The organism is Litoribacter populi (genome assembly GCF_007483685.1).
In the GTDB taxonomy this organism is placed as follows: Bacteria; Bacteroidota; Bacteroidia; order Cytophagales; family Cyclobacteriaceae; genus Litoribacter; species Litoribacter populi.
In genome coordinates this window covers 189,926-203,811 of the sequence record NZ_VMKN01000001.1, presented here as the reverse complement: position 1 = coordinate 203,811, position 13,886 = coordinate 189,926, and the positions used below count along the sequence as shown (strand labels likewise).

The window sequence follows — 13,886 nt, the reverse complement described above, 5'->3', positions numbered from 1 at the left end:
AACTCTTAAAAGGTCTGCATGACTCAAAAACAGAAGGTTGTGATTATCGGTGGAGGGCTTGCTGGCCTTACAGCCGCCTATTTACTGGCTAAAAAAAGTCATCAAGTCACGCTTGTGGAAAAGCAAACCTACCCCTTTCATCGAGTTTGCGGCGAGTATATCTCCAATGAGGTTAAGCCTTTTTTGCAAAGCATGGGACTTTACCCCAGCCATTTAGGCCCCAATGAAATATCACGGTTTCTTCTTACTTCCCCAAGTGGGAAAAAAGTAGAAATGCCATTGGATATGGGAGGTTTCGGGCTGAGCAGGTATGCATTTGACCAATTTTTATTTGAAAAATGTAAAGAGGCCGGTGTAACATTCCTCCTCAAGACAGAAGTTTTGGAAACCGGCTTTTTGGAAAAAGAGAACACTTTTTCACTTTCCCTTAAAAACGGTGAATCCTTCTATACAGATCACGTCATAGGAGCCTTCGGCAAAAGATCACGCATGGACAAAGCCTTACATCGGCCATTTATGGAAAACCGCAGCCCATTCATTGGCATCAAATACCACGTCAAAACCGACTTTCCCGATGACACCGTCGCCCTTCACAATTACAATGGAGGATACCTAGGCATCAACAAAATCGAAAATGGGACCTACAATGTGTGTTATTTGGGCGACAAGGAGCAACTGCGAAAGGCTGGATCGATTGAGAGTATGGAAAAAACCTACCTTTTCGAAAACCCCTTTATAAAAGAACTTTTCCACAACAGCGAAATGATTCTCGACAAACCTGTAGTAATCAATGAGGTAGATTTCTCAAAAAAAGCACCGGTAGTGGATCATATCCTTATGGCTGGAGACGCAGCTGGGTTGATAACTCCACTTTGTGGCAACGGCATGGCCATCGCCATTCATTCGGGAAAACTCGCAGCCGAGGCAATTATCCACAATTCAGAAAGAACAGACATAGAAAAATGGTACGCAACCAATTGGTCCCAACAGTTTCAATGCAGACTGTGGATAGGCAGAAAGGTTCAAAAGCTGTTCGGCTCGGAATTATCAGCCAATCTTGCTGTTGGGTTGCTTAGGACATTTCCTCCGGCTGGTAGATCCATTATGAAAAGAACGCATGGATTGGCTTTTGGCTTTGAGGATTAGATTACCTGAAGCACTTGGGTTCGCTCAAGGAAATAATAAATGAAAAACACATTCAGGCCAAATGCTGAAAGACGGATCATCCACATGGCCCAGGGATAGGTGGCGTATTTGACCGGATTTTTTTTCACAAAGTAAAACCAGGTATAGAAGAACAAGATAGCCGGAGCCACCCCAGCCAAAAAGCCCCAAACAGCCCAGGCATGCGATTGACCCAAGAAATAGAAAATAAATCCGGCACCTGCAACCAAAAACCACACGGAAGAAAACACGAAAGTACCTGAATAACCTAAAAATATACTCATGGTCTCATCCCCCCTCTCACCATCTTCCTCATGCTGGTAAACCTGCGTGAGGGGATAGTTGCCCAAGATCATGAGGCTGGTAAGTAGGCCGGGGATAAAAATATGGCTTTTCTCGAAAACATTCCACCCAAAACCATTGAGCCCAGCATAAGCCATCGCAAACGTAAATAGCCCTTGAAAAAACCCAGCCGTTAACCAACCCAAAATCGGGTATTTTTTAAGGCGAATGGCGGGATGGCTATAGGCCATTGAAATAAGTGCATATAACAACATCATACCTGCAAAAGCCATATTAATCCACATTCCCAAAACAAGCGCCATTAACAAAAAGATAAAGGATAAGTATAACAAACCCGGTGTTACTTTAGGAGGATTTTTGATGCCAGCTATGCTCTTTTCATCTTTATCATAAAAGCTATTGTAGGCATTGCTCGAAGGGTAGAGGAAAAGGTGCAAGGCCAAAAAGGTTACTAATAATCTGAACCCATCTAAATTTGGCGCATGAGCCAGGGAAAAAAGAAAAACCGGCAAGAGGTAAAAGGAAAAGGATATTCTAAGGAGCTTCCAATTGGAGAGTTTAAACATATAGGCAAAAGGAAAAGTTAAGTTGGGGCTGTTAGCAAGTTTTCAATAATCAATATAGGCATTTAAATCAATTTAATGAATAACTCCATAATTTCCATCGGTACGGCTAACCCCGGGAAGGCCATTCGCCAAAGATCCATCGGCGAATTCATGAAAATGGCCCATTCGCTGGGACCTGTAGATGCCAGAAAATTACAATTTGTCTATAACCAATCCGGAATTGAAACCCGCTTCAGCGTATTGAATGATTTTGAAAAAAGTGATTTTAAGGATTTCAACTTTTTCCCAAACTCGGCCGACTTAGAACCATTTCCCTCCACCAAGGACAGAATGCAGGTCTTCCGAAAAGAGGCACCAAAGCTTGCCGTGGAAGCTATCAGCAATTGCCTTTCTACTTCGCAAGTGAAACCTGAGGAAGTTACTCACCTGATTTTAGTGAGTTGCACAGGGATGTACGCCCCCGGCTTGGAATTGGAAATCATGGAGAAAATGGGGTTTAACGATACCGTGGAGCGGTATTGTATTCACTTTATGGGTTGCTATGCAGCCTTCACAGCAATAAAAATGGCCGACAGAATCTGTGACAGTGACCCCGATGCCAAAGTAGTGCTCGCTTGTGTGGAACTTTGTACCATTCACTTTCAGAAAGAATACAATGAAGACAATCTTTTGGCCAATGCGCTCTTCGGTGACGGTGCCGCGTCAGCGCTAGTGGCCAATTCCAAAGAAGGTATAGCCATCAAAGATTACCAGAGCAATCTGGTGAGGGAAGGAGAAGGCGACATGGCCTGGCATATCGGAGACTTCGGCTTTGAAATGAAACTGAGTAAATATATCCCGGGATTGCTGGAAAAAGGAATTGAGGACTTAGGCAAAAAACTGGAGGAAAAATTCAAATTATCCACAATTAAAAATTTCGCCATACATCCTGGAGGTAAGATGATTTTGAAAAAGGTGGAAGAAAGCTTTGGTATTGCCTCAGAGCAAAACTGCTTTGCTCATCAGGTGCTAAGGGATTTTGGCAACATGTCATCGGCCACCATTCTATTTGTGCTTGAAAAAATACTGAAACAAACCGGCAACCCTGGAGAAATCCTGGCCATGGGATTCGGTCCGGGCTTGACATTAGAAACACTTTTATTGGATAAAAGATGAGTAAATTCAAGCAAAGAAGTTTTGAAAGAGAGCTCATGGATGACCTTAACTGTGGTGGTGATGAACTGGTCCAAACTCTTAAAGAGCTTAAAATCATAAACCGATTATTAGGTGGCAATAAGGTCTCTACAAACGGTTTAGAGCAGATCATCAAAAGTTATCCACAAGCACATTATCAAATCGCAGACATCGGTTGCGGGCAAGGGGACATGATCAAGGTGATGGCTCGATGGGCAGAAAGAAACCGAATCCACGCCACATTTCATGCTTTGGATGCCAATCCAAACATAATTGAACTAGCAAAAAAAAATCTCGTGGAATATCCAAATGTGGAGTTTCATGTGGCAGATGTATTTGATTCAGAGCTGCTCGATCAGCCTTTGGATATCATCACCTGTACGCTGTTTACACACCACTTTACAAACACTGAGCTGATCACTATGCTGAAAAACTTTAAGGCTAATTCAAAGCTTGGCTTTGTGATCAATGACCTCCACCGGCATCCCTTGGCATATTATAGTATAAAAATGCTCACCCAAATGTTTTCAAAATCCCCTATGGTCAAAAATGACGGACCCATTTCTGTATTAAGAAGTTTCCGCCAAGATGAGCTCGAGGAAATTTTGAGATTATCCGACTGGGATAAGCACAGCATTAAGTGGAACTGGGCGTTTCGCTGGCAAGTGCTTGGGCTGCAGTAAGCAAAACATGACGAATCCTTTATTTATCTGCCCAAACTTTTTAATTTTGGGCTTTCCTTCATCATTAGATAAATTATGGATTTAGATTTAGATATTGCCACAATTGAACATTTCACCAGAAGGGCTATAGACGCAGCCTGGATCGTCGTCCCAAACATTCTTTTGGCTTTGATATATTATTTCATCGGTATGTATATTATTCGGTTTTTGATCAAAACCATCAATAATATCTTTACCAAATATGAAATCGAAGCCTCCCTTGCCATATTCTTAAGCAGTTTTATCCGCGTGGTTCTCTATGTGGTTCTAATTTTAGCAGTTGCCTCCACACTGGGCTTCCCAATCACATCCTTTATCGCTATTTTGGGTGCTGCCGGTTTGGCCATTGGTCTTGCTTTGCAGGGATCACTTTCCAATTTTGCAGGCGGGGTGTTGATTTTGATCTTCAAGCCATTTAAAGTGGGGCATACCATCGAAGCGCAAGGAACCCTGGGAAGTGTGGAAAGAATTGATATTCTTTATACCACTGTTAGAAACTTTGACAACAAGGTAGTTATTATTCCGAATGGCGGACTGGCCAATTCCAGTATCACCAATCTTTCTATGAAGCCTACTCGAAGAGTGGAACTTAGCTTGGGGGTTGCCTATGGTACGGATTTAAAAAAGACGCGTCAAATCGTTCTTGATGTTTTAAAAAAGGATGAAAGGGTGTTGGAAGATCCTGCTCCAGTTGTCTATTTCACCAATTTCGGCGACAGCTCCTTGGATCTCAGTGTAAGATGCTGGGCCAATGCAGCCGACCTTTGGCCGGTATTTTGGGACAATATGGAGGCAATCAAAGAAGCTTTTGAAGCCAATGATATCGAGGTGCCATTCCCTCAAAGAGATGTCAATCACTATTTTCCTGAAGGTAAACCAGAATTGACCCTTTCTGCTGAGAAAAATAACAACTAAGCATAAAAAGCCCACTTATCCAGTGGGCTTTTTCATTCCTCTCCGGTCTCCCGTCTCCGGACTCCGGTCTCCCACCTTTTCCAACATATAATTTGACAGATTAGTTATATTTGGCCTATGATCCTAGATTTTAACTACAGAGAGCCCGAAACAACGCTCAAAAAAACCAGCAAAAGAATAGCGGGCCTTTCCATTTCCAGACTCGTTCTATTTTTCTCCATGTTGGCTATCATCATTATTGGCCTAAGTGAGGTACAATGGGTGCTTTTCCTCTTTTTCCCCGTCAGCATCCTCTTTGTCCTCTCCATCAAAAGATTTAATAAGCTTAAAGACAGACAGGCCTTTTTGAAAGCCATCCTGGCGGTAAATGATGAAAACCTTTCCCGAAAAAAACGTGAGCTTTCTCGCTTTGACCAAGGGCAGGAGTTTATGGACAAAAAACACCCTTTTTCGAATGATCTCGACCTTTTCGGAGAGCATTCTCTTTTTCAACTACTTAATCACACAGTAAGTGGAGAAGGTAGATATTTACTAGCCCAGGAAATGAAAGCGTATCATCCTGTAGCAAAATCTAAGGAAAGATATGCTGCTATTCAGGAGTTATCCACAAAAAAAGACTTCTTGCTTCATTTTGAAGCCTTTGGCAAAGCTTTTCTTAGAGAAGAAAAGGCTAAAACTGGATTTTACGAATGGATCAATACGGCCAATCAATGGAAAAAATTCTTTTACATCCCTCTGGTCATTGGGCCAATTGTAGGATTAGGCGTCTTGGGAGCTACAGTGTTGGGATATATCACACCAGGCTGGTTTTCACTTTGGTTACTGATCGGTGCATTTGCATTGAGTTGGGTATTGCGCCCGCTGATGGCTGCCGGCAAGGTCATGCCTGATGAGGGAGATTTAAAAACTTTTACGGCTTGGGCGAGGCTTTTGGAAGGGGTCAGTTTTAAAGACAACACACTTAATACGCTCCAAAAACCGATATATGATAAAGAATTTAAGGCTTCAAATTCTCTTAAAAGTCTAGAACAACAAAGCTTCATGGTACAAAACCGCGCCAACATGGTGTACTTGGTATTCAATTTCCTCTTTTGGACTGATTACATCGTGCTTTGGAGACTGGAAAGATGGAAAGCCAAAAATCAGAGCCATGTCCACTTTTGGCAAACCTGCTTTAATGAATGGCAGGTATTGGTATCACTTGCCGCCTTTACAGATCAGGAGGGCACCCATACCCCAGTGGAATGGACAACTGGGCTCAACCTGAAAGCTGAAAGTGTAAAACATCCCCTTTTGCTTCCTGACAAGTGTATTCCGAATAATTTTGCCCTTTGTGAGGGAGAAAAAATTGTTCTGCTCACCGGTAGCAACATGTCTGGAAAAACCACCTTCATGCGTACAATTGGCGTAAATCTCGTGCTGGCAGGTATGGGCTTGAGCCCTTTTGCAAAAAGCTTTTCCACAGGAACTTTCCAGTTGTTTACCAGTATGCGCAACACTGATAGCCTTGGAGAAAGCGTGAGTTCCTTTTATGCGGAATTGGCTAGGATCAAAAAACTGTTAGACCAGGCGGAAAGTGACCTTCCGGTTTTCTTCCTATTGGACGAAATATTGAAAGGAACTAATACCACAGACCGCGTAATGGGTAGTGAGGCATTAATTAATCAGCTTCGGAGTACCCATAGCAAGGGAATAATATCAACCCATGATATTGAACTGGCCGACCTGAAAATTGAAGGAGTAATGAATTATAGCTTCCATTCTACCATTCGGGAGAATGAAATACTCTTTGATTACAAAATAAAAAAAGGCCCTTGCCCAAGTTTTAACGCACATAAACTTATGGAATTGATGGGAATAAAATTTAATTAAGCACTTTGGCATTGAACTTGTCTTTTTATCGGTAAAACATCATTTAACCACAAAAAAATAAAAAAGATGAGTTCATTACTTTATATAATAGCATTGATTCTAGTAATCGGTTGGATTTTTGGCGCTCTGGTCTATAGTGTAGGCGGGCTGATCCACATTCTTTTAGTCTTAGCAGTGATTGCAGTCCTGTTTCGGATTATAGGCGGAAGCAGGGTCTAATTTATAAATGAAATAAAATGGAAAACCGCCTCGAGCGGTTTTTTTATTACCAGTTTTATAAATATTTTAATTAAATTTTGACCTATTTATGCATTTGGCGCAAATTTTGTTCAATATCAATAACTTATTTTAACCACTAAAACCATTAAACTTATGGGATCTATTCTTTATATTATCGCAGTAATCCTTGTCATAGGATGGATTTTCGGGGCATTTGTTTACAGTGCCGGAGGGCTGATACATATTCTATTAGTCTTAGCAGTGATTGCAGTTCTGTTTAATATCATAGGAGGCCGCAGGGTTTAGCCATCCGATTGACTCCACAAAAAGCACGGCCAATTTTTGGTGGTGCTTTTTTTATGCTATTTTCCGTAATATTCCCACAAAATATTGAAAATCAATTAAATAAAATATACTATTTTCTTATTTGGCGTAAAATTTGAAGATATAAAGTAAATTATTCATTCACCTAAATACTTTTGTTATGGGATCTATACTTTATATCATCGCCGTTATTCTAGTAATAGGATGGATCTTCGGCGCTTTTGTATATAGCGTCGGTGGATTGATTCATATATTACTGGTATTGGCAGTAATTGCTGTTTTGTTCCGAGTAATAAGTGGTGGAAGGGTTTAGCCTTTCCGGTACGAATGCATAATTTAAGGAAGCTTTTGGCTTCCTTTTTTTATTTTCGTCTCAGCCTGGCAGAGGATTATCACCTTTTTACATACCGAAATTTCCCCTTTGCTGATATTTGTCTTAATTTTATTCTCCAACAAACAACAACCATCGTGCAGACCAACTATCAAAAGCAGACCCTCGGTGTATTGGGTGGTGGCCAACTGGGTAGAATGCTCATTCAGTCAGCTATCAACTACAACATTGACATTCATATCCTGGATCCGGACGCCAATGCGCCCTGCAAAACCATTTGCCAAAAGTTTACCCAAGGCAAGCTCACCGACTACGACACAGTTTATAATTTCGGCAAAGATTGCGATGTAATCACCATCGAAATTGAGAGTGTCAACACGGATGCGTTGGAAAAACTTCAAGAGGAAGGAAAAAAAGTGTTTCCTCAGCCCCACATAATTAAACTAATTCAGGACAAAAGGACCCAAAAACAGTTCTACCAAGAGCACGACATCCCGACTGCCGAATTCGTTTTGGTCGAGGATAAAGAAGATGTCATGTCCTTTAAGGATTTTCTTCCCGCCGTTAACAAGCTGGGCAGAGATGGCTATGATGGCCGGGGGGTGCAGATTCTGAGAGATGAATCCGACTTGGATAAGGCCTTTGATTCACAGGGTTTGTTGGAAAAGCTGATAGATTTTGAAACGGAAATTGCAGTGATTGTCTCCAGAAATGAAAGGGGAGAACTGTTTGCCTTCCCTCCGGTAGCTTGTGCTTTCCATCCAACTGCTAATCTGGTAGAGTTTCTTTTTGCCCCGGCTAATATTCCAGTAGCGATAAGTGAGAGAGCTATTGCCATAGCGCAAAACGTTATTGAAAAATTAGACATGTACGGCCTTTTGGCGGTAGAAATGTTCGTGACCAAAACCGGTGAAGTCCTGGTAAACGAAATAGCCCCACGCCCGCACAATAGCGGTCACCATACCATAGAGGCCAATTTTACCTCACAGTTTGAGCAACATCTTCGGTCAGTACTGAACATGCCGCTGGGGGATACTACCCTGCGCATGCCCGCTGCCATGGTCAACCTTTTGGGAGAGGACGGTCATGAAGGTGATGCCATAATCGAAGGTTTGGATGAGGTCCTTAACCAAAAAGGGGTATATGTACACCTGTATGGTAAGAAAACCACAAAACCATTTCGCAAGATGGGACATGTGACCATTTTGGAAGAAAACATAGATGAGCTGAAAATAAAGGCTTTGAGAATTAAGAATTTAATAAAAATAAAAGCAGAAGCATGAGCAAACAAGTAGGCATCATCATGGGAAGCAAATCCGATTTGCCCATAATGTCGGAAGCCGCAAAGGCATTGGATGAGTTGGGAGTAAGCTATGAGTTGACAATTGTGTCGGCCCACCGCACCCCCATGAGGATGGTCAATTATGCAGAAAACGCACGTAAAAGAGGAATTAAGGTTATCATTGCCGGAGCAGGGGGAGCAGCCCATCTTCCAGGAATGGTGGCTTCACTAACGTCACTTCCTGTAATTGGCGTACCGGTAAAATCCTCCAACTCTATTGATGGATGGGACAGTATCCTTTCCATCCTCCAGATGCCAGGCGGAATACCTGTAGCAACTGTAGCCCTGGATGGCGCCAAAAACGCGGGCATTCTTGCTGCATCCATGATAGGGGCATTTGATGCTCGAATAGCTGAAAATCTCGATAAGTTCAAAAAAGAACTCAAGGAAAAAGTAGAAGAAAGTGCCCGAGAAGTGGAAATGAAAGGTTGGAGAGATAGGATGGAGGATTGATTGAACAATAAAACCTGCTAGGTTTTCATCAAAAATATTATAAACCTGGCAGGTTTTACTTTTTTTCTTTTCTCTACTCACCCCATCGCAAACCACACACTAAATCCCACCAAAATAGCTCCTATCACATAGGCAATAGCCCGTATATTTTTATAAAGTATATTATACATATTACACTATTTCAAATCTTTCAGAATAAATACGTCTCCAATCCACCCCCAATTTTTTAAGTGATTTTTCACTTACATCCATTAATGGCTCAGGACCACAGATGTAATACACAAAATCATTCCTGTCTTTAGGCAAATGCTTTTTAATCATCTCCTCATCTACGAAACCTGTTTCACCAACATATCCATGAGGTGGATTATCCACAACATTAATAATTTGAATATTGGGAAGTTTGTCCAATTCTTCTAATTCTTCACGGAAGGTAGTTTCTTCCCAATTTTCATTGGCATAGATAAGTATGATTTCCCTATTATCCTTTCGGTCTACCATACTTCTCAACATGCTTAATCCCGGAGTAACACCTATTCCCCCCATGATCATAAACAAGGGATCAGTGCCTTTTGGAGTAAAAGAACCAAAAGGCCCTTCCAAAACCACCTTTGTTCCGGGTTTCATATTCTCCCAAGTGGCAGTAAAATCCCCCAATACCTTTGCAGTAAAGCAAATTTTATCATCCTCATCGCTAGACACAATGGAAAAAGGATGTTGCTGGAGGGTGAATACTTTGTCTCCAACAGTCATCCAAAAAAACTGTCCTGAAATAAAATCGGCTCTTTTAAACCCATCGGCCTCAATGGTCATGGTATAACTTTCCCCACGCTCGGCCTTAATATCTACCACCCTGTAGGGCTTTTTTCCATTCAGATAGAGTCTGACCAAGCGGGTATGAATTACCGCATAAACGCAAATCCCCATCAATACAACAATAGCAATCTGCTTCCAAAGTTCATCCAGATAATGGGCTACTTGGATGGAGTGGGTAATCCCAACAAAAACAAGTAAAGCACCCACCCCACTGTGGATAAGCCTCCACCATTCGTAATTCAGCTTAAAGGACTCGCGCCACAAGCTGGTAACGGTGATGGCGATAATACCAACACTTGCAAAGCTCAAAGCCAATGCCCGGGGAAAATTAACCGTGGGATCGAAGTATTTGATGAATTCCGGATCTGCGATAAGCAATATAACGGGATGAGCGAGCACAAAGAAAAAAGAAATGATTCCGATCTCACGGTGAAACTGCAGAATATTGTCCATCCCAAATGTAGGAGCAATAAATTTGTACCTGCCACTAAATACTGCCTGCAAACCCATCGTGGATAAACCTATAAACCCCATGGCCACTCCAAATTCTATCCAAAATGAGCGATAACCGGGCCTGTCGCCCAATAAAGCTATTCCAAGAGGTAAAAGGGCAAGGAGGGTATAAAGGCCCAACCATAAAAATGCTTTACTTAAGCTATACTTCATAGGTTCGTGTGGTAGGTTTAGGTTGCCAAACGGTTTAAAAATCTTTAACCATACTCTCCAATTAACTGCCAAACTCGCAAACTGTTAAAATTTATGAAACAGAGGTGGAAAGATTTATGTTATCAAACGGAATTTTCCGGCATTCGCAATGGTTTCCCTATCTTTGAAGCCCTATGAAAAAACTATTCCTTCTTACCTGTATATCCTTGTGTATGGCCTGCGGTTCGGATTACCTTCCCAAACCCAAAGGATTTAACCGCATCGACTTGCCTGAGCGGGAATTTGAAAAATTGGCGGAAAATTTTCCTTATAGTTTTGAGCATTCCGCACACAGTCTTGTCGAATCCGATGAGTTCAACCCCGACCAGGAAGCTTGGATTAACCTCAATTATCAGGACATGGAGGCAAAAGTACACCTTACCTACAAGCCTATTGATGGGCAAGAGGAAAGATTAAAAAGTTACCTGTCTGATGCCATTAATCTTACCTCAAAGCATCAAGTCAAAGCCTACGGAATCGATGAATCGGTATTGAGGACACCTAAAGGTTACACTGGCGTGGTAGCTGAACTTTCAGGTGAGGTCCCTACACAGTTTCAATTCTTTGTGACCGATTCCACCCAGCATTTTCTCCGAGGCGCCCTATATTTCAATGTTGCTCATAAAAATGATTCTCTGGCTCCTGTAATTGAATACATCAAAGTAGATATGATGCATCTGATGAACACACTGGAATTTAAGCAGTAAGATTAGCCTTAATAAAATCACTTACCAGGTAACTGACCAGTTTGGCGGTACCTGGTTTTTTTTGTCCATTTTCCATCTGTACAGCTCCCTCACAAATGTGCACATAGCCAACTCGACACCTTTTGGCCGTATGATAGAGGTATTGCCTTGCCTGCACACTGCTGATTCCTGATGGAGTGGCCGCACTAGAAAGCACCCCCTCTATACAATCCAGGTCCAACTCGATGCCTGTGATTTGGTCCTGAGTAAAACTGATTGCCTCATCCAAGCACTGTGGATAACTCTTCTCCTCTCTTATAAAAACATCCTCAAACAAGCTGAAATGCATATTTTCATTATCAGCAAGCTCTTCCAATATTTCTTGACTGTTATAATTTTCATGCAAACCCACGATGGCGTAATTTTTCAGATAACCGGCCTCATAAGCATACCGAAAACCATTACCACTGTGCCTTCCTTCCTTCTGTCTAAAATCGGAATGGGCATCAAGGTTTATCGCATTCATACCTACTGTTGATAAAACACCGATGGAAGTAAGCCCTTCATTCACACCTTTCAAAATCGGGTAACAATTGTTATGTCCACCCCCAATGATAATGGGAATTTTCCCTTTTAATACTATTTCCTTAATTAAAGAACTCACCTCGGCATCGATAATTTCGACTGCTTTTCGATAGTTATCCACAGGCAGTTTCTGTCCTTCAAGCAAGCCCTTGAAATCAAAATGCCCGACCACAGAAATTTCATCACCACGGAATTTAGCGGTGCTTTGAATATTGAGAAAAGCTTTCAAAAATTCCGGCCATAAAGTTTCCGTTCCGCCAACGCCAAGATTTCCTTTCACGCCAATGGATTCGGGGATGCCGAGCAACACATATTTTTCGCCCTCAAAACCAGTCCTGATTTTCTCGCCAAGTTTGGTTTCATTTTCTCGGGGGTTTACGATTTCTTTTAGATTTTCTGAAGTGAAAGGATGGAAGTGGTTCATGGGGAGGGAGGTTGGATGTCGGATGTCGGGTGTTGGATGTTTTGAGGAAAGGGAAGGCTTTTTAAAACCTTCCTTTTATCATGACCTTATCGATTAAATTACTGCCGAACGCATAGGGAAGATAGGCTAGGGAGGGGATGGGTTTGGTGAAGATCAGGTTGGCTTTTTTGCCTTTCGTGATGCTTCCCATTTCATTTTCCACGCCCATAGCAAAAGCGCCGTTGATTGTGGCTGCATTAATGGCTTCCTCCGGCGTCATTTTCATTTGTATGCAGCTCATTGCAATCATTAGTGGAATATTACCGCTTGGAGAGGAGCCTGGATTGTAATCCGTGGCCAAGGCAACTCCGAGTCCTGCGTCAATCATTCTTCTGGCCGGCTGAAAAGGAAATCTCAGAAAGAAAGCCGCAAATGGCAAAAGAGTGGGAATCGTGTCGCTATTTTTCAGCGCATTAATTTCTTCCTCACCCATACATTCCAAATGGTCAACCGAGACAGCTCCATTTTTCACACCTAATTGCACTCCACCTGAATTCTGTAACTGGTTGGCGTGCAGTTTTACTTTCAATCCGTGTTTCTTGGCCGCATCGATAACCTGCTGCGATTCCTCAAGACCAAAAAATCCAGCTTCGCAAAACATATCTACATATTCCGCTAATCCTTCCTCGGCTACTTTCGGCATCATTTCATTGCAAACCAGATCCAAATAACCTTGATGATTCTCTTTATATTCCATCGGATAAGCATGCGCACCAAGGAAAGTAGCCTTAATAGCCACATCGGAATTTTCCCGCAAGCGTCTGATGACACGGAGCATTTTAAGCTCTGCCTCCACGGTCAAACCATAGCCACTTTTAATTTCTATAGCTCCTGTACCCAAACTTTTCACCTCCTGCAATCTCTTCCAAGCTTGTTCGTAAAGTGAATCCTCTGAGGCACTTTGCAATCTTTTGGCGGAATTGAGGATTCCACCGCCCTTTTTGGCGATTTCCTCATAGCTTACGCCTTTGATTTTATCCACAAACTCCTCTTCCCGACTTCCATCAAAAACCAGATGAGTATGAGAATCACACCAAGCCGGCAATATAAACTGTCCTTCAGCATCAATTTCCTCTTCACCATTCTGGGCAGAGAGATCCTCCATTTTGCCATAATCGACAATGGAATCACCCTCAATCCTCAAAAAAGCATTTTTTATCGATGGCAGGGAAGCCATCTCTTTCCCTTTTAGGAAAACCGTTTCCTCCCTGACACCGAATAACTCTTTTATATTTTTTATAAGCATA

At 42.1% G+C, this 13,886-nt stretch carries 15 protein-coding genes; 11 read left to right on the top strand and 4 right to left on the bottom strand.

Going from position 1 to position 13,886, the window contains the following annotated elements; genetic code table 11:
* Positions 1–18 precede the first annotated feature (18 nt).
* Positions 19–1,146 carry an NAD(P)/FAD-dependent oxidoreductase gene (locus FPL27_RS00965; RefSeq protein WP_143959306.1) on the top strand — a complete coding sequence of 376 codons (1,128 nt, stop codon included), beginning with the start codon at positions 19–21 and terminating at the stop codon, positions 1,144–1,146.
* Here FPL27_RS00965 and FPL27_RS00960 read toward each other — a convergent pair.
* Positions 1,143–2,033, bottom strand: coding sequence for a UbiA family prenyltransferase (locus FPL27_RS00960; RefSeq protein ID WP_143959305.1), 891 nt, complete (start codon positions 2,031–2,033; stop codon positions 1,143–1,145). The genes FPL27_RS00965 and FPL27_RS00960 overlap by 4 nt on opposite strands.
* Before the next feature lie 75 nt (positions 2,034–2,108).
* Between FPL27_RS00960 and FPL27_RS00955 the strand changes: the two genes are divergently transcribed.
* The 9 genes from FPL27_RS00955 to purE all read left to right on the top strand — a co-directional run bounded on the left by FPL27_RS00955 (position 2,109) and on the right by purE (position 9,384).
* A complete protein-coding gene (locus FPL27_RS00955; protein WP_143959304.1) occupies positions 2,109–3,188 on the top strand; it encodes a type III polyketide synthase in 1,080 nt (359 codons plus the stop codon).
* On the top strand, positions 3,185–3,889 hold the full coding sequence (locus FPL27_RS00950) for a methyltransferase domain-containing protein (protein WP_143959303.1): 705 nt from the start codon (positions 3,185–3,187) through the stop codon (positions 3,887–3,889). Before FPL27_RS00955 ends, FPL27_RS00950 begins: the two co-directional genes overlap by 4 nt.
* 75 nt (positions 3,890–3,964) lie before the next feature.
* Positions 3,965–4,843: a mechanosensitive ion channel family protein gene (locus tag FPL27_RS00945; protein WP_143959302.1), complete on the top strand. Its 879-nt coding sequence runs from the start codon at positions 3,965–3,967 to the stop codon at positions 4,841–4,843.
* 117 nt (positions 4,844–4,960) lie between these two features.
* Complete coding sequence (locus tag FPL27_RS00940) at positions 4,961–6,715, top strand: MutS-related protein (protein WP_143959301.1); 1,755 nt, start codon at positions 4,961–4,963, stop codon at positions 6,713–6,715.
* Positions 6,716–6,781: 66 nt separating this feature from the next.
* Positions 6,782–6,934 carry a lmo0937 family membrane protein gene (locus tag FPL27_RS00935; RefSeq protein WP_143959300.1) on the top strand — a complete coding sequence of 51 codons (153 nt, stop codon included), beginning with the start codon at positions 6,782–6,784 and terminating at the stop codon, positions 6,932–6,934.
* Between the two features lie 153 nt (positions 6,935–7,087).
* Positions 7,088–7,240, top strand: coding sequence for a lmo0937 family membrane protein (locus tag FPL27_RS00930; protein WP_143959299.1), 153 nt, complete (start codon positions 7,088–7,090; stop codon positions 7,238–7,240).
* Between the two features lie 178 nt (positions 7,241–7,418).
* Complete coding sequence (locus FPL27_RS00925) at positions 7,419–7,571, top strand: lmo0937 family membrane protein (RefSeq protein ID WP_143959298.1); 153 nt, start codon at positions 7,419–7,421, stop codon at positions 7,569–7,571.
* A 155-nt stretch (positions 7,572–7,726) separates the two neighbouring features.
* Positions 7,727–8,872 (top strand): 5-(carboxyamino)imidazole ribonucleotide synthase, encoded by a 1,146-nt coding sequence (locus FPL27_RS00920; protein ID WP_143959297.1) that lies wholly within the window; start codon positions 7,727–7,729, stop codon positions 8,870–8,872.
* Positions 8,869–9,384, top strand: a complete 516-nt coding sequence (purE, locus tag FPL27_RS00915; RefSeq protein ID WP_143959296.1) for a 5-(carboxyamino)imidazole ribonucleotide mutase — start codon at positions 8,869–8,871, stop codon at positions 9,382–9,384. Before FPL27_RS00920 ends, purE begins: the two co-directional genes overlap by 4 nt.
* A gap of 171 nt (positions 9,385–9,555) precedes the next feature.
* On the opposite strand, the gene FPL27_RS00910 is transcribed toward purE, so the two are convergent.
* Positions 9,556–10,866, bottom strand: coding sequence for a ferredoxin reductase family protein (locus tag FPL27_RS00910; protein WP_221936575.1), 1,311 nt, complete (start codon positions 10,864–10,866; stop codon positions 9,556–9,558).
* A 173-nt stretch (positions 10,867–11,039) separates the two neighbouring features.
* Between FPL27_RS00910 and gldD the strand changes: the two genes are divergently transcribed.
* Positions 11,040–11,612 carry a gliding motility lipoprotein GldD gene (gldD, locus tag FPL27_RS00905; RefSeq protein WP_143959295.1) on the top strand — a complete coding sequence of 191 codons (573 nt, stop codon included), beginning with the start codon at positions 11,040–11,042 and terminating at the stop codon, positions 11,610–11,612.
* On the opposite strand, the gene FPL27_RS00900 is transcribed toward gldD, so the two are convergent.
* Positions 11,602–12,600 carry an arginase family protein gene (locus FPL27_RS00900; RefSeq protein ID WP_143959294.1) on the bottom strand — a complete coding sequence of 333 codons (999 nt, stop codon included), beginning with the start codon at positions 12,598–12,600 and terminating at the stop codon, positions 11,602–11,604. The two genes, gldD and FPL27_RS00900, sit on opposite strands and share 11 nt — an antisense overlap.
* A 61-nt stretch (positions 12,601–12,661) precedes the next feature.
* The gene (gene hutI, locus FPL27_RS00895) at positions 12,662–13,885 is read right to left on the bottom strand and encodes an imidazolonepropionase (RefSeq protein WP_143959293.1); all 1,224 of its coding nucleotides are present in this window, start codon (positions 13,883–13,885) and stop codon (positions 12,662–12,664) included.
* Position 13,886: the final 1 nt, after the last annotated feature.